27 protein-coding genes and 1 pseudogene are annotated in these 26,670 nt (G+C 34.9%); 23 read left to right on the top strand and 5 right to left on the bottom strand.

Features of this window, described 5'->3' with window-relative positions; genetic code table 11:
• Positions 1 to 3: 3 nt before the first annotated feature.
• From ACEN4N_RS05720 to ACEN4N_RS05695, 6 genes and pseudogenes are all read left to right on the top strand, one after another.
• Positions 4 to 999 (top strand): hypothetical protein, encoded by a 996-nt coding sequence (locus ACEN4N_RS05720; RefSeq protein WP_407093862.1) that lies wholly within the window; start codon positions 4 to 6, stop codon positions 997 to 999.
• A gap of 81 nt (positions 1,000 to 1,080) precedes the next feature.
• Entirely contained in the window at positions 1,081 to 1,419 is a 339-nt protein-coding gene (locus ACEN4N_RS05715; protein WP_407093861.1) for a hypothetical protein, read from the top strand.
• Positions 1,420 to 1,486: 67 nt separating this feature from the next.
• A complete protein-coding gene (locus ACEN4N_RS05710) occupies positions 1,487 to 2,560 on the top strand; it encodes a hypothetical protein (RefSeq protein ID WP_407093860.1) in 1,074 nt (357 codons plus the stop codon).
• Between the two features lie 670 nt (positions 2,561 to 3,230).
• Positions 3,231 to 5,765: an AAA family ATPase gene (locus ACEN4N_RS05705; protein ID WP_407093859.1), complete on the top strand. Its 2,535-nt coding sequence runs from the start codon at positions 3,231 to 3,233 to the stop codon at positions 5,763 to 5,765.
• 80 nt (positions 5,766 to 5,845) lie between these two features.
• A pseudogene (locus ACEN4N_RS05700) lies at positions 5,846 to 6,060 on the top strand (DNA cytosine methyltransferase); the annotation flags it as partial.
• 55 nt (positions 6,061 to 6,115) lie between these two features.
• Positions 6,116 to 6,721, top strand: coding sequence for a zinc ribbon domain-containing protein (locus ACEN4N_RS05695; RefSeq protein ID WP_407093858.1), 606 nt, complete (start codon positions 6,116 to 6,118; stop codon positions 6,719 to 6,721).
• Between the two features lie 58 nt (positions 6,722 to 6,779).
• Here the strand turns inward: ACEN4N_RS05695 and ACEN4N_RS05690 are convergent, their stop codons facing one another.
• Genes ACEN4N_RS05690 through ACEN4N_RS05680 form a run of 3 tightly spaced genes read right to left on the bottom strand, consistent with a single transcriptional unit; the run spans position 6,780 to position 8,638 of the window.
• Positions 6,780 to 7,394 carry an ABC-2 transporter permease gene (locus tag ACEN4N_RS05690; protein WP_407093857.1) on the bottom strand — a complete coding sequence of 205 codons (615 nt, stop codon included), beginning with the start codon at positions 7,392 to 7,394 and terminating at the stop codon, positions 6,780 to 6,782.
• Position 7,395: 1 nt separating this feature from the next.
• Positions 7,396 to 8,262 (bottom strand): ABC transporter ATP-binding protein, encoded by an 867-nt coding sequence (locus tag ACEN4N_RS05685; protein ID WP_407093856.1) that lies wholly within the window; start codon positions 8,260 to 8,262, stop codon positions 7,396 to 7,398.
• Positions 8,263 to 8,266: 4 nt separating this feature from the next.
• Positions 8,267 to 8,638 (bottom strand): GntR family transcriptional regulator, encoded by a 372-nt coding sequence (locus ACEN4N_RS05680; protein ID WP_407093855.1) that lies wholly within the window; start codon positions 8,636 to 8,638, stop codon positions 8,267 to 8,269.
• Positions 8,639 to 9,030: 392 nt separating this feature from the next.
• On the opposite strand from ACEN4N_RS05680, the gene ACEN4N_RS05675 reads away from it, so the two are divergent.
• The 8 genes from ACEN4N_RS05675 (at position 9,031) to ACEN4N_RS05640 (ending at position 14,325) form a co-directional block, all read left to right on the top strand.
• A complete protein-coding gene (locus tag ACEN4N_RS05675; protein WP_407093854.1) occupies positions 9,031 to 9,909 on the top strand; it encodes a GyrI-like domain-containing protein in 879 nt (292 codons plus the stop codon).
• A gap of 875 nt (positions 9,910 to 10,784) precedes the next feature.
• Positions 10,785 to 10,940, top strand: coding sequence for an integrase (locus ACEN4N_RS05670; RefSeq protein WP_407093853.1), 156 nt, complete (start codon positions 10,785 to 10,787; stop codon positions 10,938 to 10,940).
• Positions 10,941 to 11,155: 215 nt separating this feature from the next.
• Positions 11,156 to 11,359 carry a helix-turn-helix transcriptional regulator gene (locus ACEN4N_RS05665; protein WP_407093852.1) on the top strand — a complete coding sequence of 68 codons (204 nt, stop codon included), beginning with the start codon at positions 11,156 to 11,158 and terminating at the stop codon, positions 11,357 to 11,359.
• Between the two features lie 42 nt (positions 11,360 to 11,401).
• The gene (locus ACEN4N_RS05660) at positions 11,402 to 11,821 is read left to right on the top strand and encodes a hypothetical protein (RefSeq protein ID WP_407093851.1); all 420 of its coding nucleotides are present in this window, start codon (positions 11,402 to 11,404) and stop codon (positions 11,819 to 11,821) included.
• A gap of 212 nt (positions 11,822 to 12,033) precedes the next feature.
• Entirely contained in the window at positions 12,034 to 12,552 is a 519-nt protein-coding gene (locus ACEN4N_RS05655; RefSeq protein ID WP_071131225.1) for a ClbS/DfsB family four-helix bundle protein, read from the top strand.
• Positions 12,553 to 13,116: 564 nt separating this feature from the next.
• Entirely contained in the window at positions 13,117 to 13,392 is a 276-nt protein-coding gene (locus tag ACEN4N_RS05650) for a hypothetical protein (protein ID WP_407093850.1), read from the top strand.
• A gap of 163 nt (positions 13,393 to 13,555) precedes the next feature.
• Positions 13,556 to 14,152, top strand: coding sequence for a hypothetical protein (locus tag ACEN4N_RS05645; RefSeq protein ID WP_407093849.1), 597 nt, complete (start codon positions 13,556 to 13,558; stop codon positions 14,150 to 14,152).
• Positions 14,152 to 14,325 carry a hypothetical protein gene (locus ACEN4N_RS05640; RefSeq protein WP_171031307.1) on the top strand — a complete coding sequence of 58 codons (174 nt, stop codon included), beginning with the start codon at positions 14,152 to 14,154 and terminating at the stop codon, positions 14,323 to 14,325. The genes ACEN4N_RS05645 and ACEN4N_RS05640 overlap by 1 nt, the downstream gene beginning before the upstream one ends.
• A gap of 1,133 nt (positions 14,326 to 15,458) precedes the next feature.
• On the opposite strand, the gene ACEN4N_RS05635 is transcribed toward ACEN4N_RS05640, so the two are convergent.
• Positions 15,459 to 16,847, bottom strand: a complete 1,389-nt coding sequence (locus ACEN4N_RS05635) for a PLP-dependent aminotransferase family protein (protein ID WP_407093848.1) — start codon at positions 16,845 to 16,847, stop codon at positions 15,459 to 15,461.
• 135 nt (positions 16,848 to 16,982) lie between these two features.
• Between ACEN4N_RS05635 and pdxS the strand changes: the two genes are divergently transcribed.
• The gene (gene pdxS / locus ACEN4N_RS05630; protein WP_407093847.1) at positions 16,983 to 17,840 is read left to right on the top strand and encodes a pyridoxal 5'-phosphate synthase lyase subunit PdxS; all 858 of its coding nucleotides are present in this window, start codon (positions 16,983 to 16,985) and stop codon (positions 17,838 to 17,840) included.
• 236 nt (positions 17,841 to 18,076) lie between these two features.
• Here the strand turns inward: pdxS and ACEN4N_RS05625 are convergent, their stop codons facing one another.
• Complete coding sequence (locus ACEN4N_RS05625; RefSeq protein WP_407093875.1) at positions 18,077 to 18,334, bottom strand: IS3 family transposase; 258 nt, start codon at positions 18,332 to 18,334, stop codon at positions 18,077 to 18,079.
• 728 nt (positions 18,335 to 19,062) lie between these two features.
• Between ACEN4N_RS05625 and ACEN4N_RS05620 the strand changes: the two genes are divergently transcribed.
• The 8 genes from ACEN4N_RS05620 (at position 19,063) to lacG (ending at position 26,482) form a co-directional block, all read left to right on the top strand.
• Entirely contained in the window at positions 19,063 to 19,818 is a 756-nt protein-coding gene (locus ACEN4N_RS05620; protein ID WP_407093846.1) for a DeoR/GlpR family DNA-binding transcription regulator, read from the top strand.
• 275 nt (positions 19,819 to 20,093) lie between these two features.
• Positions 20,094 to 20,522 carry a galactose-6-phosphate isomerase subunit LacA gene (lacA, locus tag ACEN4N_RS05615; RefSeq protein WP_407093845.1) on the top strand — a complete coding sequence of 143 codons (429 nt, stop codon included), beginning with the start codon at positions 20,094 to 20,096 and terminating at the stop codon, positions 20,520 to 20,522.
• Between the two features lie 23 nt (positions 20,523 to 20,545).
• A complete protein-coding gene (gene lacB / locus ACEN4N_RS05610; protein WP_373738174.1) occupies positions 20,546 to 21,061 on the top strand; it encodes a galactose-6-phosphate isomerase subunit LacB in 516 nt (171 codons plus the stop codon).
• Between the two features lie 16 nt (positions 21,062 to 21,077).
• Complete coding sequence (locus tag ACEN4N_RS05605) at positions 21,078 to 22,013, top strand: tagatose-6-phosphate kinase (protein WP_407093844.1); 936 nt, start codon at positions 21,078 to 21,080, stop codon at positions 22,011 to 22,013.
• Positions 22,014 to 22,015: 2 nt separating this feature from the next.
• Positions 22,016 to 22,984, top strand: a complete 969-nt coding sequence (lacD, locus tag ACEN4N_RS05600; RefSeq protein ID WP_197115166.1) for a tagatose-bisphosphate aldolase — start codon at positions 22,016 to 22,018, stop codon at positions 22,982 to 22,984.
• A 31-nt stretch (positions 22,985 to 23,015) separates the two neighbouring features.
• Positions 23,016 to 23,327 (top strand): PTS lactose/cellobiose transporter subunit IIA, encoded by a 312-nt coding sequence (locus ACEN4N_RS05595; RefSeq protein ID WP_407093843.1) that lies wholly within the window; start codon positions 23,016 to 23,018, stop codon positions 23,325 to 23,327.
• Positions 23,328 to 23,336: 9 nt separating this feature from the next.
• Positions 23,337 to 25,061 (top strand): lactose-specific PTS transporter subunit EIIC, encoded by a 1,725-nt coding sequence (locus ACEN4N_RS05590; RefSeq protein WP_407093842.1) that lies wholly within the window; start codon positions 23,337 to 23,339, stop codon positions 25,059 to 25,061.
• Between the two features lie 17 nt (positions 25,062 to 25,078).
• Positions 25,079 to 26,482, top strand: a complete 1,404-nt coding sequence (gene lacG, locus ACEN4N_RS05585; RefSeq protein WP_086950606.1) for a 6-phospho-beta-galactosidase — start codon at positions 25,079 to 25,081, stop codon at positions 26,480 to 26,482.
• Positions 26,483 to 26,670 lie beyond the last annotated feature (188 nt).

The following is a 26,670-nucleotide window of genomic DNA, read 5'->3' as shown; positions in this document are numbered from 1 at the left end:
AGCATGGATGATATATTAAAAACTATAATTGATAAATTAATTGAAGATGTGATAAAGAATGGGCCACAACTTTCTGTAACTCAAAGAGTAAAAGGGGTAAAGCAACCTTGGGGAGGCTACCTCAAGCGTGCCGATTTTGATGAAGTCAGCCTGGGAGATGGTCAAGAAAAACTTCATGAAAATGAAAATGTTAATGCGAGCTTGATTGGTATGGCAGTTGACTACATGGCGAGATTTATGATGGGTAGTTCAGTTGATGAGGCTTTTAAGATTAGTTTAATTGGGGCTAAGATGAAGAACAAAATTAGAACCGCTAATAAGTTAAAAAGAAATATTACGGGTTTGGATGGTGAATCGATTGTTAATGCCATAAAACTTAGTGGGTTTGATGTTGTTTATCGAAATAATGGGTTTGGTTATGTGCTAGTGAGTGAAATTAAACCGGACCAGAATACGATAGAAAATGTAAGGACAATGATTCAAAGGACGCTTGATTTCTTTAATATATATGGTCCTGTGATTTTAGATGGTTTTGATTTTAAAGGTGCTTATACCAGAAATATTGCATCTGGGGATGGTGATTTCTTAACTGAAGATACGTTATGGGATTTGAAAGTATTAAAAGGATATATTAACAAAAACCATACTTTACAGTTATTAATTTATTGGCGAATGGGGCTGAGGACAGACCAACCTGAGTTTAAGAATATTCAGCATTTAGGGATCTATAATCCTCGCAAAAATAAAGTCTATCGTATTCAGGTAGATGAGATTCCAGAAGAAACGATTAAGATAGTTGATCAGGAAATTATAGGATACCCAACTTGGTTAGGAGTGAGTGGAATAAAAGACCAAAATAAATTTGTGAAAGAATTTAGAATGTTTTTAAAGGCAGCGGAGCAGAAAACATTAATAACTGGACTTGATGATGATGCGAAAATTAGAGCAGTCCTAAATATACTAAATCAACATTTTAAAACTGGAATTATTTACTGTTAAGAAATAGGGCGCATCGCAGAAATTATAAACGGTGCATTCGATACTCCTCCACTGCCGCAGAAGGTAAACGTTAAAGATGTTTTGAAATTAGATAATATGAAAGTAAGTTTTTCGAAGTATATTTATTCTAGAAACACAACTGAAATCGGGAATAACGTTGACTTCGTATTATTTTTTCCTGTTGAGACAGTTCTAATGAATGGGAAAGAAAAATCCCTAGAAAGTCTCTTGAATAAAATAAGGAACACAACGTCAACGAAAATAATTGTAATGACTACAAATGATGAGTTAAAGAATCTCACACCAATTAGAGAAGCTGTAGATAGTCACATTCATTATGAAATTGAACATGATAACCCTGACTTACTTGAAATTATTAAATCAAATTTTGGTGAAATTGAGTATCCATTATTTTTATGAATTTATTTTTTAAGCCACTAAACTTAGAATACATTTTTAGTGATTTAGAAATTATGAAGAAAACGAGGTGGTTAGTATTAACTCAAAAAATAAAATAGCAAAAAAAAACAATCAGATTTTTGACTTGCATGAAGATTTAGAAAACCTTTCTAAAGTTCAAATTGAATTTTCGAAAGATGACGAAATATTTAATGAAGAGTCTATGCTTTTTGAAAAGCTTTTCCAAGTTTTTAAGTATATGGATGATTTTCAAAAAGTAATTAAACCTAATTCTGAATATATTGTTAAGTTTCCTGAAGGATTGCTAAAAAAGATGGAAGATCATGACTTACAGTTTTTGAAAGATAAAGTAACAGGTGATCTCTTACCCACGTTATACGACTATACTGACAAAGGTATCGGTGGCCAAATTAGACTTGAATTAAGAGATAAAGTTAGCAACCAGCATTGGAATAATTTTTCTAATTCGATGAGTAATATCATCCAACAAGCTCAATATGAGAAATTAGCATCCCAAATAGAGGACGTTCAGCGTACTGTCAAGAATATCGAAAAAGGACAGGATAATGATAGGTTTGCTAAGATTAACGCGGGTAAACTGTCACTAAAAAATGCGATGAACGCTAGTAATAAAAAAAATAGAGATAAATTTCTTGATGATTCAAGACAAGAATTAAATTTAGGCGTACAAGAAGTGAAGAAAACTCTAATTTCAAAATTAGACAGCCTTCCAGATATCTCAGAAAAGTTCATTAGTCGAGCAGTATATATATTAAAAAAACCAGATAATCGTCAAAAAATAAGTAATTCATATCAAGAAATTCAAGAGTATTTTTTTTATTATTTTGAGGGTATTAGACTACTAGCTAAAGTGTATACTTTAATGGACGAAGCTCAAACTATTGAAAATATTTTGGAAAACACGTCTGACTTATTTGAGAACAGCAATTTAAAACGTCTTATAAATATTGAACCGTTATTGTCAATAAATATGGATTTTACTAATACCTGGTATAGAGTTCCAAAGATGATAGAGAAACAATTAATTGAATCTTATAATAACGATAGAGCGAATTACGAATTGAAAATAAGTGGAGAAGAACTCCTAACATTAGAAAGGAAAATAATTGATGAAGAATAAAAACAAAAAAGAAAAAAAGAATATTTATGACCACCTAGAGACAACTTCAAAACTAATTGGTAAAGGAAAAAAATGCTAGGGCCATTACTCAGTGCAGGCGCTGCTGTAATCCTAAAACCTCTCGCAGATAAAGCATTGGAGAAATTCAAAGGGTAAATATGATTAGTTGTTTGCATTCAAACTACACTTCAATCACATAATTATCAATTAATACGTGGTCGACATGACATGTGGAGTGTGTATCGTTGCTACAAAGAAAAACTATATAGAAATCCTTAGTTTTAAACACTTTCACAAGCATTTCGTGTTTATAGGAGAAGGTGAAAAAACTAGAAATAAGGTACTGAAAAACCATATTACCGTTTCAGTGGTAATTGATCTGGGGTGTGGGAACACAATACAATAGAATAATAAGACGACTACAGTTTAAAATAATTGTGGTCGTCTTTTTGTATATTACAATCTATTTATCGATTCGAATAGATTTGCAAAATAATCATTTGGAAATTCTAATTAATTGTTTTTAGATTAATATTGGTTTTTTTCTATTGCAATTTTAAATTTCTTTCACTTGTGAACTATTTGTCACATAAGATAAGGTTATGTCAAATTACCTACATAAATATGGTAAGCTTATCATAATGAACTTATGTGGAGGGAGAAGAAGGAAATGATTATAACTGATATTATAAGTTGGGTAGAAAGGCAACCATATTGGCAACAAGTAATAGCAGAAAAGTTATTAAGCAATCGCACAATTACAGATGAGGATATAGAAGAAATTTTTCTTATTTTCAAAAAGGAGAATAGCCTTGTTAGCGAACCATTAGAAAAGAATGGATTGAATTTTTCAAATAGTAAAACTGATACTAGTAAGATACCAAATATAAAATGGAGAGGTTTATCAAATGTTAGTGGTGTAAATGCTATTAAAAACAATGAAGTATTTCCTGTTGGTGATGAAGTTACTTTAGTATATGGTGAGAATGGTACAGGTAAATCTGGATACACAAGAATTTTAAACAATATCTTTATTTCAAGAGGTGATAAAAATATACTACCTAATTTATTCGAAAAAAGTTCTGAACAACCTAGTTCAAAAGTTATTTTCGAAGATGATAGTGGAAATATAGAGGAGATACATTATCCTATTGATAAGGATCATCCTTATACCAACCGAATTACAGTGTTCGATTCTCACAGTGCTATACACGATTTAACGAAAGAAGCCGAATTATCTTTTTCGCCAACGGAGTTTAATTTCTTTGACGATTTCCTACTTAACATAGAAAAAATAAAGATTAAATTTGAGGAAGAAATTTCAAAAAAGAAAATTCAAAATAATTTTATAAATTATTTTGATAAAGAAACTTCTATAAAACATGCAGTATCTCAATTAAGTAGTGAAACAGATATTAACCAATTTAAAAATCAAATTAAAGTTACAGAAAAAGATATTATAAAGAATAAAGAAAATACACTTCGTAGATCCTATCTACAATCAATGAACTTGGATGGGAAGAAAACCGAATACCAAAAAGTAATTTCTAATCTTAATAGTATAAAAACTAAAGTTATTAATCTTAATCAAAAATTCAGTTTGGAAAGATTATCTAAGACAAAAGATTTAATCGAACAAAGAAATTACTATGAAAAAATCTCATTAGAAGAAGGATTAACTCAATTTAAAAGTGAGCATATAGACAATTTAGGTTCCAAAGAATGGAAAGAGTTTATTGAGGCTGCTCAAGATTACTATCAAACTATCAAAAAAGAAATTGATTATTGTATCTTTTGTAAGCAAGATATCCGTGGAATTGCATTAATTGATAAGTATTGGAAGTACTTAAAAAGTGATGCAGAAAAAAACTTAACTACTAAAAATAGCGATATTGAAAAAATTAAAACCAATTTTAATGTTGAAGATTGTAAAATTTTTATTAAGGGATCTATGATAGATGAGTGGATTAAAGAAAATAAATCTGAACTTTATAGTGAACTAACCAATGGAGAATCTGAATTTAAAAACTTACGTGAAAAAGTTGTACTATCACTTAAATCATATGAATGGAATGATAGGATAAAGGGTTATAGTCTAGATATAAAAAATATAGATATGGTCATTGAATATATTAAAATAAAAATATCGGAGCTAAATTCTGAAAATGTAGAAAAGGAATTAAAACAACTTCAAACCTATGAAAATGAATATACTGACAAACTAAAAGCCGAAAAGCTATTACCCGAGATTGAAAAATTTATTATTAATAGCAAATGGATAAAACAAGCTGAAAGGAATAAAATTAATACCCGTTCAATAACATCTATTCAAAATCAATTATTTGCAAAATACGTAACGGATGAGTATGTAAAAATATTCAATCAGGAGTGTAAAAAACTTAAAGCTGAGTTTTCAGCTGAAATAAAACAAAGAGGAAGTAGAGGTACTACTTTAAATAAACTTACTGTTAAAGAAAAAAGACCTTTAGAAATATTGAGTGAAGGCGAACAAAGATCTATCGCTTTAGCAAACTTTTTAGCAGAAACATCCATACACAACAATAACGTTTGCATTGTCTTTGATGATCCAGTGTCTTCTTTGGATTATAAAAGAAGAGATATTATTGCTAATAGACTGATAGAAGAAGCACAGCGAAAACAGGTAGTAATATTTACGCATGATTTAACATTTTTATTAGCACTTCAGAATAAGTGTCAAGAACAAGGCGTAAATTATCTCGCTACTACAATTAGAAAAATACAAACGACTACTGGGATAATCGAAAAATCTCTTCCGTGGATAGGTTTACCTGTCAAAGGTAGAATTTCACTTTTGAAACAGAAACTACAAGGTTTAGAATCTATGCACAAAAATATAACACCGGATATGCCAGAAAAATTAAAAGAATATGAAGATGGGGCTAAGTTATGGTGCGAAAAATTGAGAGAAACATGGGAAAGGAGTATAGAAGAAATTTTATTTAACGACTCGGTACAAAGGTTCAACCCTGCGATACAAACTCAAAGATTAATAAGAGCACCATTTACTACCGAATTATCTTTAGAGATTGAAACAGGTATGAGAAATTGTTCTAATTGGGTTCATGATCGTGCTTCGGGATTAGGTGAGGAAATACCTGAACCCACAATTTTAAAAGAATATCTCGGTGCTTGCGAAAAATTTATTAAGGAAAATAGACCATGATAATTATAAGAATCACATCCGATGCTCAATTAAAAGAGCATCTTTTTTTACGCCTAAAAACGGGGATTAGAAGGTGAAATATGACAAAACTAACTTTAGGAAGTTTATTTGATGGGATTGGTGTATTTCCATTAGCTGCTTCTCGTTATGGGATTCAACCAATATGGGCAAGTGAAATTGAAAAAGCTCCCATATCTATAACGAAACGACATTTTCCTAACATCCATCATTTAGGAGATATTACAAAAGTAAAAGGGGGAGAAATCCACCTGTTCATATTATTACATTTGGCTCAACAAGAAAAGGCTAGAAGAAGTAATTTATATTCAGGCAAATGAAAGCAGAAGCGAGTGTACCAAGGGAAGTATGCCTTATCAGGCAAAGTAATTTGCGAACACTGTGGGGATATTTTTAGACGAGTAAAATGGAACAGTCGAGGAAGTAAAGCGACTGTCTGGCGGTTTGTGACTCGCCTTATTGACCATACGCAATGTCAGGCGAGAACGGTTAAGGAAGAGCTCCTTCATGAAGCAGTAGTGGAGGCGATTAATAATTTTATAGGAGAGAAGGGCGACTACTTGAAAGTCATGGAGGAAAACATCACCGAAGTCCTCAACGATCAGTATGATGAAACAGTGGAAGAAGTGGATGATCAACTCCACGGTCTACAGAAGAAATTGTATCAGTTTGCGAATCAAAAAACAGACTACGAACGGATCGCGGAAAAGATATTTCAGTTAAGAGAGAAGAAACAGCAGTTGTTGATTGTCAATGCAACGAATGAAGAAAAAAGAAGAAGGTTATCCGATATTAAAGCTTTTCTAAAACCCCAACATATTCAACTCGAAGATTATGATGAAAGTTTAGTTAACCGGTTGGTAGCTGGCATAGTCATTAAAGAAAAAGTCATTGAAGTGGAATTGAGGACAGGAGATTTTATTACCATAGAAAAATAAGAGAGGCGGAGAGTTATGCGGTGGAGAAGCATAGTTCTGCGTCTCTCTTTTAGTTTTTTTATAAATCTTTTGAATTGTATAATTTGATATTAATAGCGAACATTAATCCAGTAAGCATTAACATTAAGACGCTAACGCTCATGAAGATAATGTTTAAATTATACTGAGAAATAAACTCGAAAAACCTATTAAATTGCCCGGTGTTAATCATTATTGGAATGATTGTAATGAAGGCAAAGAAAATCAATATAATAATATAATTCATGATTTGTGGACCAAATATTAAATAGAACATTTGATAAGCTGTCAATAGAAACACAATAAGGATAAGTATCCCAATGATCTCACTTAAACTATTAGAAGTAAGTCCAGGAATAAAATAATTGAAGGCGGTTTGAATTAATAGAAAGACTAGACCAATAGAAAAACCATAAATAATCTTTGAAGCTAGAATTTGGGTTCTTGAAACAGGAAGGCTTGATATTAGTCGGTCAGAACGATTTAATTCATCCCTCCCATCTCCATTTCGAACAAATAACAGTACAAAAAAGACACTTAAATAAATAGGGGTTTGATAAGTAGTAGTAATTAATGAGGCGAATATTAAAATTAAAGTACCAATAAAGTTTGTCCAGAAGTTAACTACAAATTCCTTGTTTAATAATGCTAACATATTATAAACCTCCATTCTTAATTGTACGCACCATAATATCCTCTAGACTAGCTGGTTCAATTATTATATTATCTCCGAATATTTCTTCAAATGTTTGCCCCTCTTTGGTTAGTCCTGTAAAACCAGTATTTTTTTCTTCCAAACCAATTAATAATGGTCGTAAGTCATTGTCTAATAGTTCAATAGAACCCTTAACTAATCTATAAGTATTTAAGATATCGTCTTTGTTATAATCAATAATGATTTGTCCATCATTGATGAGCACAATATGATCAGCAATCTTTTCTAAGTCATTCGTAATATGGGATGAGAATAGGATGGTTTTTGCCTCATCTTGAATGATATCGTAAAGAATATCTAAGATTTCAGATCGAACAATTGGATCAAGTCCTGAGGTGGGTTCATCAAGTATAATGAGTTCAGCTCCATGAGATAAAGCGACACTTAGAAACAACTTGGCTTTCATTCCTGTTGAAAGGTTTTTAACTTTTTTATTAGCAGGTAATTTAAATTGTTCAATAAAATGATTGTATGCATGTTGGTTCCAATTTTTATAGAATTTTCCAATCGTTTTTCCAGTTGTTTCAACACTTAAATGATCATAAAAGACGTTTTCTGCATAGACAAACCCGATATTTTCACGAGCCATTTGACCTTCTTGAATGTGGTCATAGCCTAGAATATTAATGCTTCCGTTATCTGGTTTGATTAAATCCATGATTAAATTAATGCATGTGCTTTTTCCAGCTCCATTTGGCCCGATAAAACCAGTAATGTATCCTTTGTTTACTTTTAAGTTAAGGTCATCAATCGAAAAGTCCTTAAAAGTTTTATTTATATTGTTAAATTCTATGGCATATTTGCTCATCTCATCACTCCTCATATTTTTCGTCAACGATATTTATAAAATCACTTTTAGATAATTGAATTGATTTTGCTTCTTGTACTAATATATTGATCTCTTTTTCAATATTGAGTAATTTCTTAGACCTAATGATGCTGGCATCTAATTCTGCAATATATGTCCCTTTACTAGGAATGGTGGCAATGTAGTTTTCGTTTTCGAGTGTATCATATGCTTTCTTTACAGTAATCACACTGACTTCTAAATCTTTTGATAATTGGCGAATGGAAGGTAAACGAACAGCCGGTTCAAGATCACCACTTAAAATATTCCGCTTAATCTCATTAATAATCTGTTCATAAAGAGGTTCCTTACTGTATTTAGAAAGATTAATATTCAATTCCTCACCACCTTTTCTGTACATATACAATATACACACTGGTGGTTTATTTGTCAATAAAATATTATAGTTAGATATTAAAGATTGATTTTTAAAGAAATTAAAATACAATTTGAAAAAAGATTGAATGATAACTTAAAATCATCTAAATCACATACGCAACACACCTAAATCAATCAATAGCTTAATAACGTTACATGTTGAGACGCTTATGGTTTGTAACATTTTAGCGAAAGAACTCCCTAAGTCTTTAATTGTAGATGAAGTTCAGTTCATTAAAATAGCTGTAATTGTAAGTAATATTTTTAAATTTAGTCGACTTTATTGTGCACAGATTATCGGATGGGTAATTAAATCCTTTGATAATATTGAAATTGAAAGGAGGTTGTTTGTTGGATACGTTAAGTAATATGAATAAAGCTTTGGCATATATTGAAGAGCATTTAACTGAAGAAATTGATTACAGTGAAGTGTCGAAAATTGCTTACTGTTCAGAGTATCATTTTAAAAGGATGTTTTCATTTTTATCAGGAATTGGTTTGTCAGAATATATTCGAAGAAGAAGATTAACGCTGGCTGCTCTTGATTTGAAAGATACAAATTTGAGAATAATCGATGTGGCTGTCAAATATGGCTATAATTCGGCTGATTCGTTTTCCCGTGCTTTTCATTCCCTGCATGATATTCTTCCTTCAGAAGCAAGAAGTGAGAAAACGCAGTTAAAAGCCTATCCTAGAATGACCTTTCAATTATCAATTAAAGGAGGATGCGAGATGAATTATCGTATTGTTGAGAAAGAGTCGTTTAAGTTAGTAGGATTTAAGAAGAGAGTCCCAATTATTTTTGAAGGTGTCAATCCAGAGATTGCACAAATGACCGAACTTTTAACACCAGAGGTTATTAAACAATTAAAAGCAATCTCAAATGTAGAACCAATGGGTATTATTAGTGCTTCCACTAATTTTTCAGAAGGAAGAATGGAAGAAAAGGGCGAGTTGGATCATTACATCGGGGTAGCAACTTCAGGTGATGAAACAGCAGAATTTGATGTATTAAAAATTGATGCTTGTACCTGGGCAGTATTTGAATCGATTGGACCATTCCCAGAGACACTTCAAAATGTATGGGGTAGAATATACTCAGAGTGGTTTCCGTCTTCAAGTTATGAGTTAGTTGAAGGCCCAGAAATTTTGTGGAACGAGAGTCCAGACACTGGAAATCCAAAGTATCGAAGCGAAATCTGGATTCCGGTAAAGAAAAAAGACTATTAATTACACCGATTTTTATGATTGAGGGCACTCCTAGCAAGAGTGCCCTTTTCGTAAACGGTACGATTGGTGGATATGTTCCCACGAACGTACAAAATAGTCGATATGTTCCCGCATACGACTATTTCATTAAAAATCGCAAATACATCAATTCTATCAACTCGTCCCATGTTGAGGCGGTAGTATTGATGTCAAGGGTTGATAAGTAAGCGTGTAATAAGATAAGTAAATAAAGGCTTTCCGTGGTTTGAGGTCTGGTTCTAAGCCGGAAGGATAATCACGGATTTTTGCTTTGAGGGAAGTTATCCAAGAATGATGAAATAAAAAAATATCAGCCGAGAGTTAATGTAAAAGATGCATTACGATTTGCAGATATATTGGCAAAGTCTACCAAACCAGAGAAACGAGATAGACATAAGCTGCGAAATTACAGCAGCAACCACAGTTCGGCTCAGATTGTATTTTGTGAAAATTGTGGAGAAATCTTTAGAAGAATCCATTGGAATAACCGAGGGAAGAGGTTAATCGTTTGGTGATGCGTCAGCAGGCTTGAAAATAAAGGAGTATTTTGTGATGCGCGAGCTGTTAGAGAAGAGGGCTTAAAGCAAGCTGTTAGCCAATCGATAAATGAACTGTTTTAAAATCGGAGCAACTTTCTCAAAGCTTTAGAACAAAATATTGCACAAACGTTATCAAGTCAGTTACACGATAAACTGATGAAAGTTGAAGAAGAACTGGAAGCCTTGAAACATTCTTTAATCGGCCTAGCGAACTCGAACAAAGACTATAATGACGTAGTTTATAATGTTTACAAACAGAGGGAAGAAAAACAATAACTTCAACTAGAGATTGCAGAACAAGCCAATGGAAGAGAGCGTTTGGAACAAATAGCAGCTTTATTGAAAGAGCAAACATGTGAATTAGAAATATATGATGAGCAACTTGTAAGGCGGCTGGTTGAAAAAAATATTGTTCATCCTGAAAAGTTGGAGTTAGAATTTAAATCGGAAATGATTGTTGAAATCGAATTGTAAAATGGAAAAAAATGAAGAGCTAGTTACATTAATTTCTAAAACAGTTTGATAAAATAAATATTATAATAAAAGAAACACCTATTTCATAGACTGAAATAGGTGTTTTTAGTAAGTGATTAAAAGGATAATGACACATATATGTTGCTTTTATTAAATGTTTATGTTAGATTTATGTTGCAAATGTAATTTATAATTTGCAATTAGGAGGGTGGTACATGTTAAATAAAATAAAAATTGCTAGAATGGAAAAGAAACTTACACAAGAGGAGTTGGCAATAAAAATAGGCGTTACCAGGCAAACAATTGGTTTGATTGAGAAGGGTAAATATAATCCAAGCCTACAGCTTTGTATATCGATAGCTAAATCGCTTGGAAAAACTTTAGATGACTTATTTTGGGAGGAAGATATAAATGATTAATTCTTTTATTAATAAAATATTCCTAAGGATGAATATAAACGTTTGTCAACCCTTTATTTTCTTGCGGAATGTGCATTAATTATTTTATTTGCCTTTATATTCCTAACAGTCCTTCAACTTTTTTTCTTTGATTTAGGTGATGGATTTGATATTATTTTACTATGTGTAACTTTCTTTATGATAATTTATCCTGCTACACGTTACGTTTTATCTGGAATGGAACATGATGATGTGATGGATGAAGAGGGTTATAAAAAGACTCGTAAGAAAGGTATTATTCAAACGTTTGGTACTGGGATTATGTTTTTTATTTTCTTTTTATTACTTAACATATTTAGAGAAGGGTCAATTGATTATATTTCTATTATTATGGTACCAATATTATTTACAATATTTTTTGGTATCTTTACAATGGTATCTTTAAAGAAATCTTATAATAAAAATAAGGATTTAGATAATTAACTTATCATGACATGAATGCAGAAATCAGAATAAATATTTAAAAATATGTTGACCTATTCCCACATACGAAAGCCATCAGTGGATTAATTCCCCGATTTCATTTATGTTACAAATTTGAGCCATAGAGGTTCAAGAGGTTTACCATCGTAATTATTCTATTTTTCTAGAAAGATTATTATCAATTAGACCTTGTATTAATAACAGGAGGTATTATGAGAACATATAAAGATAAAGAAGAGCTAAAATTTGAGATAAATAAAAGTTTTGAAAAGTATATTTCTGAATTTAATAATATCCCAGAATCACTGAAAGACAAAAGCGTTGACGAAGTTGACAGAACACCATCTGAAAACCTTGCTTATCAAGTTGGCTGGACAACATTGCTCCTGCAATGGGAAGCCGATGAGAAAAATGGCTTAACAGTAAAGACACCATCAGATATGTTTAGGTGGAATCAGCTTGGTGAATTATATCAGTGGTTTTCAGATACCTATGCAAATTTATCCTTAGAGGAGTTAAAGGATAGGCTAAACAGAAATGTTATTTCAATCAATAAAATGATTGATGTACTAAGTGATGAAGAATTATTTTTACCTCATATGAGAAAGTGGGCTGATGAAGCTACAAAAACAGCAGTATGGGAAGTATATAAATTTATTCACGTTAATACTGTTGCTCCTTTTGGGACTTTTAGAACCAAGATAAGAAAATGGAAAAAGATAGCACTATGAAACTAAGTTCAGTTACTTGGCAAACTATTCTCATAAGTACAATCCTATCTGGATATGTTCCTGCATACAAGGTTCGATCTTGGATATCTTCCCACATACGCAAGTCCACAATGGATATGTTCCCTCAAAGAGAATTAAGTAAAAAAGGAAAATGGAAATTGACCTTTGACAGCTATGACTTCCTCTTAACACATGTTGAGTGTGTAGTATTGATTGAAAAAATGAAAGGATAAATCGTATATGGACGGGTTTCTGGACGTTTGATGGATGTTTAAGGGCCTCGTTTTTTGCTAGGGAAGTGGACATTTTGACCTGGAAGTTGATTTTCCAGAGAAAAATAGGGGTACGTCTGGGGAAACAGGTCGATTGGTGTGATAAGGTGGAAAAATGATAACTGGCAACTTGATACAATTTAATGACAAAAAAGCCGTTATGAAGTGGATAATCGGGATGAATTTGATCAATTTATATTAACAGGTTCAGCGGTGCCTAATGAATTTGATGAATCTATGCACACAGGGACGGAAAGAATATCTAGGCTGTTAATGCAACCAATGAGCTTATATGAGACAAAGGATTCGACTGGAGAGATTTTCACTTAAAGATCTACTAGAAGGAAAAAATATTTCAGCTATTGATGAAACCAGTCTTGAAGAAATTGCTTTCTTAATTTGTAGAGGGGGAGGGCCAAAGGCAACTGGTTTAGATGAAAAGACTGCTTTATTTCAAACTATAGATTGCTATGATGCTGTTATATCTACCGATATTAGTAGAGTAGATTCGATAAAAGGGTTACACAAAATAATTTTACACTTTGTTTACAACCTAATAACTTATTAACTATAAAGCGATCTTAATGACATTTGACAACAAGATAAATTTTTTTTTAAGATACAATTGTAGGGGGAAACGTTTTTTAAATAGAAAAGTTGGGGCTAAATCGATTATATTATTCAAACACATTGTACAGTAAACAAATAAACATTAAAAAAAGGGAGAAATTATGAATCAAAAACTTAAAATCGTTTCGTTATCTTTCGCTATAATGCTTCTAAGTGCTTCTATATTTCCTAATATTGCAACTGTTTACGCTACTGAAAATGAACAACAAACACAAGAATACACTGAAGTTGAAATTGTAGAGCCTACATCTCTTTCATTAACAGAGGTAGAAATCAACTCCCTTGCTAATGAAATTCAAGCATTACACCCTAGTGTTTCTAAAGAGTGGATTATAGAAGTAATATACAAACAACTTCAAGGTGATTACTCGTTACAAACAGAATATACATCGTCTCAGGCTCAAACTAGATCATCATGGCAAGGTATAACTGTAGATCAAATGGGAGCGGCCCTAGATACTGCTATTGCATTAGCTCTAGGAGGAAGTACAGCTACCCTAGCCAATTTAATAAAAGTAAAAGGCAAACACGCAGCAAAAAGTGCCATACGTTCAGCAATTGCAAAATATTTAGGAAGCTGGGTTGTGAATGATGTTGTATTAGAATTTGCAATGAATTTACTATCACCAGGTACCTATTTAGCTCAATTATGGGACGAAAACGATGCTGTTCCTAACAATGGAAGGATTAATTTTTAATGAGCAAAGACTTAATAAAATTAGTAGGTTATAACTTATTAACTTTAACGATGGTGTATGTATTAACACTGCTAGCTAATAAAGAATTTAAATGGTGGGTTGTCATAGCCATGACATCATCTTCTTTCATCGTTAGTAAATATTTAGAGAACAAAAATAAAAAAGATAGCTAGTTTTTGTTACCTGTTTATTTAATAGATAACAGGTAAAAATTAAACCAAATGAACCCCCTTAAATGATGTGACCCCCAAAGTTAGAGTTAAAAATATAGGCTCTATAATAAATGCGGTTGATGAACGAACATCAACCGCATCTTTCTATTCACAAAAACGTAAATGTTCACTATATTAAAGTCACCACAACCTAACAAAGGAGCATCTACGCATGAATCATTTTTATCTTAAAAACCTTGCAAATAAAAGACCTTAGTATTCATATTGATCCAAATCTTGTTGAAGTCACGGAATTCAAAGGTCGTCAGAGCCTATTCTATCATGGTTTATTAACCCATGTCCCTGAGGCTTGTGAGCATTGTGGATGTATCAATCAGGGTGATTGGATTGTTATCAATGGAACCCGTTCCTCACGGATTACTTTAGCTCCGGTATCCGGATTAACTGCCTATTTAATCCTTAATAAATAACGTTTTTATGTTGCCATTGTCAACGAACCTTTTCAGCAGCGACTTCACTGATTGATAAACATTGTTTTATCGCCAATCAAGTCAAACATCTTATCATGAATCCAGCGGACCGTGTAATGAGTGTGAAAGATATCGCCCAAGATTTTTCCGTTTCCGTCCAGACCGTGCGATGCGTCTTCAATCAAGTCGCCTTAACCCTGTCTCAGCGTCCCTCGATGGGGCTTACCTCAAAATCTCTGTTTTGATGAATTTAAGAGTGACGCTTCTGCCAAAGGTGCCATGAGCTTCATCTGTTGCGAGGCCCTCTCTCATCAATTAGTGGATGTCGTGGAAGACCATCGAAAAGGGTCTTTAAATGCTTATTTCAGTCGCTTTGATGTGCAAGATCGTCGTCAAGTTGAAACCATTACCGTGGGAACTAGTCAATAAGTGCAAGGGTGTTAGGTTGAATAGGAAAATTATTATACTTATGAAGGAAGTAGTCAACACGTGAGTACAGGTACACTTGCCATTACTTATAGAGCTTTTATATAAGCTTGATTTCACAGCCTACATTGATAGTTTTGAACATGTAGGCGTATGTTTGTTTTATGTTCCTTATGTGACTTTAGCAGTTATGACGGTATCAGTAATCGTCGTTTATCTCGTTGAATTTCTTTTACTTTATTTAAAAATAGTGACTAAAGCTTGAATAGCTTGATCAATTTCATCAAGCTCTAGCCCACCATAACCTAAAATATAACTTTGGTCGAACCGGTTCTTTAATTTAGCGTAATGGTTGACCGGTTGTAAGCGGATCTTATTTTCAGCTAGCCTAGTTTGAATCACGTCAGTCGGTGGAATCTCACCCTCAATGTTAATAATAAAGAAAAGTCCAGCCCCTGCTTCCTTAATGGTTAGGGGTAGTTGGGTTTGGTTAAGCGCTGCTAGAACCGCTTTTTCCTTTCGACGGTAATTAGTCCGAAGGCTATTAATATATTTAGGAAAATGGGCAGAATTGAGAAAATCAGTCATTAAATATTGCTCAAAGCTGGAAATATCACTGGTTTTTAATTTAGCTTGATGGAATTTTTTCATTAATTGATCGGGTAAAACTAAATAAGACATCTTAAAAATTGACCCCATACTTTGACGAAAGGCCCCTAATAAAATGACTCGCTCCTGGTCGTCCAGACTAGTCAAAGCAGGAACAGGACGGCCCTTAAGGCGGAACTCATTATAGTAGTCATTTTCAATAATATAACGGTTTTCTGCCTGATAGGCCCATTTTAATAAACGCTGACGTCGACGCATCCCCATGATAATGCCAGTGGGAAACTGATGGTTGGGCGTAGTAATCACGATGTTAGCTGAGGTAGTCTCCAAATCTTTAACTGAGAAACCATATTTATCAATCGGAATTCGAATAGTCTTTTGCTGATAGTCTGTAAAGAGATCTAAATTTTTATAATAGCCAGGATCTTCTAAGGCATAAATCGCATCTTCTAATAAGGCAAATAGAGTCTGTAAGCTAGCCGTATGACCACCTGTAATGATGATATTATCAGCTGAAGTCATCACTCCCCGGTATTTACGTAAATAATTAGCAATAGCCAAGCGTAAAGAGAGAGCACCCAAGTCATCTTTTAAATTACAATTAACCACGCTTCTTGCTAGAGCTTCGGGTGCATACTGCAATAATTGTTTGGGATTTAAAGTAGACATATCACGGTTGGCAAAGTGAAAATCATAAGTATATTGGCTGGCTTCACTTATTTTAAAATGCTCATGTTTTGTCGATTTTGTCTCAATTTCCTCAGAGGGCAACATATCAATTTCTAGTAAATCCACATAATAACCAGATCTTTCCCTCGGCACTATATAGCCTTCATCTGTCAGTTGGTCATATGCGTTAATGACCGTATTAAGGCTGACTTTTAAATGATCTGCCAAGGCCCGCCGTGAGGGTAGTTGGTCACCACTTTTTAAATGTCCTTGGGCAATTTGCCGGATGACTTCATCGACTATTTGTAAGTAGAGGTGTTGGTCTTCGTTAAAGTTCACCGTAATCATACTTTTCCTCCTCTCGTGTTATCCATTATACAATAAAAAAATTATTTGGACCCATAAAAATATCCATTTTTGCATCTTAAGAAACATCCAAAAGACTGTTAAAGTGGAGACAATATTTATAAAGGAGCAATCAAAATGAAACGATCAATTGAAGAAGTACATAAACAATTAGCTGGTGGTGTAATCATGGACGTGGTAAATGTGGGACAAGCTAAAATTGCTGAAGCAGCTGGTGCCGTAGCGGTCATGGCTTTAGAAAGAGTTCCTGCAGACATTCGAGCTGCTGGTGGTATTAGTCGAATGAGTGACCCTCAAATGATAAAAGAAATTCAAGCAGCAGTTTCTATACCAGTCATGGCGAAAGTAAGAATTGGTCACTTTGTCGAAGCTCAAATCTTAGAAAGTTTACAAATTAATTATATTGATGAGTCAGAAGTCTTATCAGTAGCTGATCAAGTTTATCATATTGATAAACAACCATTTGAAACACCTTTCGTTTGTGGAGCTAGAGATTTAGGTGAAGCTTTACGCCGTATTCAAGAAGGGGCTAAAATGATTCGTACTAAAGGTGAAGCAGGAACGGGGGATGTCAGTCAAGCGGTTAGGCATTTAAGAAAAATCCATGAACAAATCCGCTATGTGGCTTCGTTACAAGATAATGAGCTCTTTAACCAAGCTAAGGAATTAGGCGTCTCTTATGATTTATTAAAGCGAGTCCATGATACTGGTAAATTACCTGTGTTGAACTTTTCGGCTGGCGGGGTGGCAACACCTGCTGATGCGGCTTTAATGATGCAATTAGGTGCTGAAGGAGTTTTCGTTGGTTCAGGTATTTTCAAATCAGGTAACCCAGAAAAACGTGCCAAAGCCATAGTTGAAGCAGTAGCCAATTACAAAGATGCTGCCAAATTAGTCGAAATCTCAACTGATTTAGGCGAAGCGATGGTAGGTATTAATGAAGACGAAATTAAAGTCATCATGTCTAACCGTTAATCATTAAAAACAAGGGCTTCAAAAGTCAGTGGGCTTGGTCTACTGACTTTTTTTATTTAGTCCTATAATTTTACTATGTGCTCTCACCACTAAATTTGAATCCTTATTTTTACCTGCACTGTAACCATCGAATTCTCTATTGATGAGATCAATAAGTAAACATATGTAATGCCATGTATTTGCTATTTTTACACATGTTAAATCATTTACCAATGCCCTCCATTGGTTGTTCTCTATTAAAAGTGCGATTTAAATGATTTTCCATTAGTTTCTTTTGAATGATGTTTATATTTATCTTTTGTATAAACAGAAACTAGATTATATTTCTTTATGACACGACCAATCTTTCGTCTGGATACAGTGAAACCCTTATCATTTAAATTAATCTTAATTCGTCTTGTACCAATGCTTTTTCTATTCGAATTAAACGTATCTATAATCATATTTTCTAATTCTAAATCATCATCTTTTTGGCTTTGAGTATTTCTTTTTATTGATTCTTAATAAGTGCTTCTTAGTATTTTCAGGACTTTACACATTGCTTATACCGAATATTGATGTGCATACTTTTGAATGATTTCTATGAGGATAACTAGGCAAGACTACACGAAGTAGTATCTGAAGAAAGAATAATAGGAATTGAGAAGGCTGCTACAGCTCTTTACGAAGATGAAGTTGATGAAGAGAGAATCTGCAAAATAAAAGTGTATCAAAATCGGGTACACAGGGCATTTCAGAATGTGTTGTAAGGAGACTAAAACCTTGCAGAACATTTATTTTTATAAGTGTTCATATGGCGAGAAACTTGGTGTTTTAAGTAACAATAAGCTCCAAAACGAAATTGAACAAAACACAACTTTTTTAACAAAGCCTACAATAAGCGGTTTATAGCACTTTACTAAACGATAAGAAATACTTTTTGATGGTTTGAATAGGGAGAAATTTAACCTGTTAATTGTTCGTGATCGAGTTCGTGACGGTCAATCATCAACGATGCGGTTGGTCGGGGATATCATTTTTTAGTGAATAAATCCGGATTGAATAAAGATAGTACACTGACTTAATAAGCTATTTATTTCAATTGAAATAAGGAAACATCCGTATAGATTATATTCAAACATTAGCGAACGCTTTAATGTGTGAATGTTTATAAATTAAACATTAAGTGTAGAGTTCTCTAAAGAAATGTTGTATAGTGAGTTTATAAATGAGGAGGACGGGTATGAATAAATATCAAAGACATGAAGCAATCATTCGATGGGTGAATGAACAAGGAACTGTCAGGGTTTCAGAGATTGTGTCTCGCTATAATGTGTCAGATATGACAGTGAGAAGAGATTTAGAAGAGTTAGATGATCAGGGGCTATTAAAGAAAATCCATGGTGGGGCTCGTAGTAATAGTGCGTTTCAATATAAGGAAATCGCGCATGAAGATAAATTTGATAAGAATACGGACCAGAAACGATATATAGCTCAAAGAGCCTCTGAATTAATTGATGAAGGGGATGTAATCTATATTGGGCCAGGAACGACCACGGCTTTGTTAGCAGAGGTGATTAATTACCAAGCCCTGTCGGTTGTAACAAACTGTCTTCCCATCTTTAATATTCTATTAAAGAAAAAGTCCGAGACATTCCATGTCTATCTACTCGGTGGTGAGATGAGAAGTGTCACACAGTCGTTTGTAGGTGAGATTACGAATATGTCTTTGGAGAATATGCGGTTCGGGAAGATGTTTTTTGGTGGTAATGGTGTTAAAGACGGGATTGTCATGACGTCATCTGTCGCAGAAGCCTACACTCAAAAGATGGCATTAGAGCACTCGGTAGAGAGTTATTTGTTATTGGATTCGTCAAAGGTTGGGAAAGAGGATTTCTCTAAATTATGTCACTTATCTGACCTAACAGCGGTAGTTATGGAAGAATCTAATGAGGATAAAAAACAAGCAATTCAAGTATACACAGAATTAATTGTTTAACTAAACACACAATACTAAAGTAAACTCCTTCTAAACTCAAGTAAATTGAGTTTAGAAGGAGTTTTTTGCATACCAATAAAAAAGTTTTATGACAATAAAAGCGATTAAATCAACGTTTAAACAATTAATAAACACTTTTTAAACAATAAACGTTTAAAAAGTGTTGACTTTTTTAACATTCGTGATATATTATATGTATAGTAAATCAGAAAGCGGTTTCTACTATCGAACGGAAAAAGGCAAAGCAAAATTAGCAGACATAAAGGAGCAATAAGATGAAAGTTATATTGGGTGCGGATAGAGACGGTAAACAGTTAAAAGAGATTGTGAAGGCCCATCTATTAGATGAGAACTATGATGTGATTGACGTCAGTGAAGAATTAACAGCTGACTTTGTAGATACTACTTTAGCTGTTGCGAAGAAAGTGAACGAAGAAGAGGGACACTTAGGAATTGTCATTGATGGGTATGGCGCAGGGAGTTTCATGGTTGCGACTAAGATTAAGGGGATGGTTGCAGCTGAAGTCTCTGATGAACGATCTGCTTATATGACGCGTGAACATAATAATTCAAGAATGATTACCATAGGAGCCAATATGGTAGGACCTGAATTAGCAAAGAATATTGCTACTGAATTTTTATCTGCAGACTATGATGGTGGACGCCATCAAGTGCGTGTAGATATGTTGAACAAGATGTGTTAATTGAATTAACTGGAGGAGAAAAAATGAAAATTGCTATTGGATGCGACCATATTGTAACCTATGAAAAGATTGCTGTAGTTGATTATTTGAAGAAACAAGGCTATGAGGTCCTTGACTTTGGAACATATGACAATGTCAGAACACACTATCCTATCTACGGGAAAAAGGTGGGAGAGGCTGTAGCGAGTGGCCAAGCAGACCTAGGGATTTGTATCTGTGGTACTGGTGTAGGAATTAATAACGCCGTAAATAAGGTAGCAGGTATCCGTTCAGCTTTAGTTCGTGATATGTCAACAGCTATCTATGCAAAAGAAGAATTGAATGCGAATGTAATTGGTTTTGGTGGCAAGATTACGGGTGAATTACTCATGTGTGATATTATTGATGCTTTTATAGCAGCTGAATATAAAGAAACAGACGAAAACAAAGAATTAATTGCCAAGATTAGTCATTTAGATCATGCAGAAGTAGACCAGACAGACCCAGATTTCTTTAAAGAATTTCTTGAAAAATGGGACCGTGGCGAATACAAAGATTAGGTGAAGAGGTGACCTTATGTCAATCTTAACTGTCACAATGAATCCATCCGTGGATATCGCTTATCAATTACCAACATTCAAATTGGATGATGTCAATCGAGTGAGTAATGTGAATAAGTCTGCAGGTGGTAAAGGCTTGAATGTAACCAGAGTCTTAGAAGAAATAGATGAAGATCTTACAGCAACTGGATTAGTAGGAGGAGACCTTGGGAATTATATTAAGTCTCAATTAGACCAAGGAGCTATTCATCATGACTTTTACCAGATTAAGGGAAATACAAGAAACTGCATTGCTATCTTACATGAAGGAATGCAGACAGAGATTCTTGAATCAGGTCCGACCATCTCAGATGTAGAGGGAGAAGCCTTTAAAAATCATTTTGAAAGCTTGCTGAAGGATGCTGAAGTTGTGTCAATATCGGGTAGCACCCCTTCAGGCTTAGCAACAGATTACTATGTTGAACTCATTATGATTGCTAATGCTAAGGAAGTCCCAGTGGTATTAGACACCTCCGGAGAAAGTTTAAGACAAGTTCTATTATCTGGACATAAACCAAAAGTCATTAAGCCTAATGTGGATGAATTATCACAATTACTAGGCAGAGAATTAGATAAAGATTTAAATCTATTAAAAGAAGCACTGCAAGACAGCTTATTCAATGGTGTGGAGTGGGCCATTGTCTCACTCGGTTCTGAAGGTGCTTTTGCTAAACATAATGATTTGTATTACAAAGTAGACATTCCAACCATTGATATCGTGAATCCGGTTGGATCAGGTGATTCGACTGTAGCAGGAATCGTATCGGGAATCACTCGTAATTATGACGATGTGGCATTGCTGAAACATGCGAATGTCTTAGGAATGTTAAATGCTCAAGAAGAAATAACAGGCCATGTTAATTTGAATAACTATGAGGCCTTATTCAATAAAATTCAAGTTAGAGGAGTATAAAAATGACTAAACTAGATTACCTAAACAAATTGACTGATGATAAGGGCGTTATCTCAGCCCTAGCCTTTGACCAACGTGGTGCTCTAAAGAGAATGATGAGTAAGTATCAAAGTGAGGAGCCAACCGTTGAACAGATTGAACGATTAAAAGAAATTGTATCAGAAGAACTTACACCGTATGCGTCATCAATTCTACTTGATCCAGAATACGGTCTACCAGCTGCGAAAGTACGTGATGATAATGCTGGATTATTACTAGCCTATGAAAAGACTGGATATGACGCTACGACGACCGATCGTTTACCAGATTGCTTAGTAGAATGGTCAGTAAAACGCATTAAAGAACAAGGAGCAGATGCTGTTAAGTTCCTACTTTATTATGATGTGGATGGTAGTGAGTTTGTTAATCTTCAAAAACAAGCCTACATGGAAAGAATTGGTTCAGAATGTGCGGCAGAGGATATTCCATTCTTCCTTGAAATTCTTACATACGATGAAAATATTGAAGATAACGGAAGTCTTGAATTCGCAAAATTGAAAGCGCATAAAGTGAATGGTGCGATGAAAGTATTCTCTCAAGATCGCTTTGGAGTTGATGTGCTTAAAGTGGAAGTGCCAGTGAATATGAATTATGTAGAAGGATTTGCGAGCGGAGAAGTATTACATACTCAAGAAGAGGCCAAAGCAGCTTTTAAAGAACAAGATGCGTCAACAGACCTACCTTATATCTATCTAAGTGCAGGTGTAAGCGCTAAATTATTCCAAGATACTTTAGAATTCGCTTATGAAGCCGGTGCGAGATTCAATGGTGTATTATGTGGACGTGCAACATGGGCAGGATCTGTTCAAGTCTTTATTGAACAAGGGGAAGAAGCGGCTCGTGAATGGTTACAGACAGAAGGAAGAAAGAATATAGAAGACCTGAATGAAGTCCTTAATCGTACTGCAGTAGCCTGCGACTTTGGGTTATAATAAAGGTATTCTGGAAAAAGGAGGAACTAACATGAACAAAGATGAAGTGGGAATGATTGGCTTCGAAATTGTTGCCTATGCAGGAGAAGCACGATCTAAACTATTAGATGCTTTGAACAAAGCAAAAGATGGCGACTTTGACGAAGCTGAGAGACTTGTGGCAGAAGCTGAAGAAGGGATAGTTGGTGCACATAATGCTCAGACTGATCTTCTTGCTAAAGAAGCATCTGGCGAAGAGATTGAATACAGTGTCATTATGATGCATGGTCAAGACCATCTGATGACGACCATACTACTTAAAGATCTAATTAATCACTTAATTGGATTCTATAAGAAAGGCTAGGGAAAAGCTATGAATACATTAATTGCTCAAATTGAAAAAGCCAAACCTTTCTTCGAGAAAATTTCTCGTAATATCTATATTCGTGCTATCCGTGATGGTTTTATCGCGGGTATGCCAGTCATTCTATTCTCTAGTATATTTATTCTACTAGCCTATGTGCCAAACGCATGGGGATTCCACTGGAGTCCTGAAGTAGAGAATTTCTTAATGGTCCCTTATAACTATTCTATGGGAATCTTAGCTTTCTTTGTATCAGGGACGACAGCAAAGTCATTGACCGATTCTATGAATCGAGACATGGAATCAACTAATCAGATAAACTATATCTCAACTATGCTAGCAACGATGGTAGGCTTCTTATTGATGGCAGCCGATCCTGCCCAAGAAGGTGGATTCTTAACGGAATTCATGGGGACGAAGGGGCTAATCACAGCCTTTATCGCTGCATTCGTGACGGTCAATGTCTATAAAGTATGTGTGAAGAATAATGTGACGATTCCAATGCCAGAAGAAGTCCCACCTAATATATCTCAAGTGTTTAAGGACTTAATTCCTTTTACTGTCTCAGTGGTTATCCTTTATGCGGTTTCGTTATTTGTAAGAAGCACACTGGGCGTAAATGTTGCTGAATCTATTGGTACCTTACTTGCGCCTTTATTCCAAGCAGCAGATGGTTACTTGGGGATTACCCTTATCTTTGGTGCGTATGCATTCTTCTGGTTCATTGGGATTCATGGTCCTTCAATTGTTGAGCCAGCTATTGCAGCTATTACCTATGCCAACATTGATGTGAACTTACAATTACTACAAGCAGGTGAACATGCGGATAAAATCTTAACATCTGGAACTCAGATGTTCATTGTCACACTGGGGGGTACTGGTGCAACGCTTGTTGTTCCATTCATGTTTATGTGGATGACTAAGTCTAAGCGTAACAAAGCCATTGGACGCGCGTCTGTTATACCCACATTCTTTGGGGTGAATGAACCTATCTTGTTCGGGGCACCCATCGTCTTGAATCCTGTATTCTTTGTGCCATTTATCTTTGCACCGATTGCCAATGTTTGGATCTTTAAATTCTTTATCGATGCCTTAGGAATGAATAGCTTTACAACGAATCTTCCTTGGACAACACCAGCACCGCTTGGTATCTTGTTAGGAACGAACTTCCAATTCTTATCCTTTGTCCTGGTTGCCGTCTTAATCATCGTGGATGTCTTAATCTACTACCCGTTCTTGAAGGTCTATGACCGTCAGATTCTAGCGGAAGAAGAGTCAGGAGTATCATCGTCTGATGAATTAAAAGCCAAAGTTGAACAGAGCTTTGATACACGTAAAGCTACAGCGATTCTTGAGAAGAGTCAAGTTGAAGAGACTACAACAGTGAAAGCTGAGCCTTCAACAGCTGTTAAAGCGACAGAATCAACTAATGTACTGGTACTATGTGCAGGTGGTGGAACGAGTGGACTTTTAGCCAATGCCTTGAACAAGGCTGCCAAAGAATATGATAGACCTATTAAGGCTACAGCTGGAAGCTATGGAGCACACCGCGAGATACTTCCTCAATATCAATTTGTTATTCTAGCACCACAAGTAGCTTCTAATTATGAGGATATGAAAGCAGAGACGGATAAGTTAGGCATCAAGCTGGCTAAGACAGCCGGAGCGGAATATATAGCATTGACGCGTGATGGTGAAGGTGCTTTAGCATTTGTTGAAGAGAATTTACAATAAGGAATCGAGGCTAATTAATGAAAACATTACCAAAGAACTTTATTTTCGGAGGGGCAACTGCGGCTTATCAAGCAGAAGGAGCCACCAAGACGGATGGCAAAGGGCCTGTTGCTTGGGATAAGTATCTGGAGGATAATTACTGGTATACTGCGGAACCTGCAAGTGATTTCTACCACAAGTATCCCGTTGATCTTCAGCTTGCGGAAGAGTTTGGTGTGAATGGTATTCGAATCTCTATTGCTTGGTCACGAATCTTTCCAACGGGTTATGGAGAAGTGAATGCAAAAGGGGTTGAATATTACCACAATCTATTCAATGAATGTCATAAACGACATGTGGAGCCTTTTGTAACACTCCATCACTTTGATACACCGGAAGCACTTCATTCTAAAGGTGACTTTTTGAACAGAGAAAACATCGATCACTTTGTCGATTATGCAGAATTTTGCTTTAAAGAATTCACTCAAGTAAAGTACTGGACTACTTTTAATGAAATCGGACCTATTGGGGATGGGCAATATCTGGTTGGTAAATTCCCGCCAGGTATCAAGTATGATCTAGCTAAAGTCTTCCAATCACATCATAATATGATGGTTGCCCATGCAAGAGCGGTCAAATTATATAAAGAAGCGGACTATAGCGGTGAGATAGGTGTAGTGCATGCCTTGCCAACTAAGTATCCTCTAGACCCAGAGAACCCTGAAGATGTACGTGCGGCGGAGTTAGAGGATATCATCCATAATAAATTCATCCTGGATGCGACTTATCTTGGAGAGTATTCTGAGAAAACAATGGATGGTGTGAATCACATACTTGCAGTGAATGGTGGACAGTTAGACCTAAGAGATGAAGACTTTGAAGCTTTAAAAGCTGCCAAAGATATGAATGACTTCCTTGGAATTAATTATTACATGAGTGATTGGATGAAAGCCTTTGAAGGTGAGACAGAGATTACACACAACTCTAAAGGAGATAAAGGTGGATCTAAATATCAGATTAAAGGTGTCGGCCAGCGAGAATTTGATGTTGATGTCCCTCGTACTGATTGGGATTGGATGATTTATCCTCAGGGCTTATATGATCAGATTATGCGCGTTAAAAAAGATTATCCGAATTACAAGAAAATCTATATCACTGAGAATGGATTAGGCTATAAGGATGATTTTGTTGATGGAACTGTCTATGATGATGCACGAATTGACTATGTGAAACAACATTTAGAAGCCATTTCAGATGCGATACGAGACGGCGCTGTGGTTGAAGGATACTTCATCTGGTCTCTCATGGATGTCTTCTCTTGGTCTAATGGCTATGAAAAACGCTATGGACTATTCTACGTAGATTTTGAGACGCAAGAACGCTATCCTAAGAAGAGTGCCTATTGGTACAAAGAACTTGCAGCAACTCAAGAAATTAAATAATGACTTAAAAGGGAGACGCGGGTCTTCCTTTTTAATTTGTCGACTAAGTTAGAAAGTTAATTTGGTTCATGAATTTTTGATGTTGGTGGACCGAGGAGCCAGGTGACGCAGTCACCTTGGCTCTTTTTTTATTCCTATGTTTAAGTGTCTCTCTATGCAACGATAGTTTGTGTTGTGTTCTCATCTTT

Source organism: Ruoffia sp. FAM 20857 (assembly GCF_045528645.1).
Lineage (GTDB): Bacteria > Bacillota > Bacilli > Lactobacillales > Aerococcaceae > Ruoffia > Ruoffia halotolerans.
Note: the sequence above shows the minus strand (reverse complement) of the source record. Positions and strands in the feature narration are given on the sequence as shown.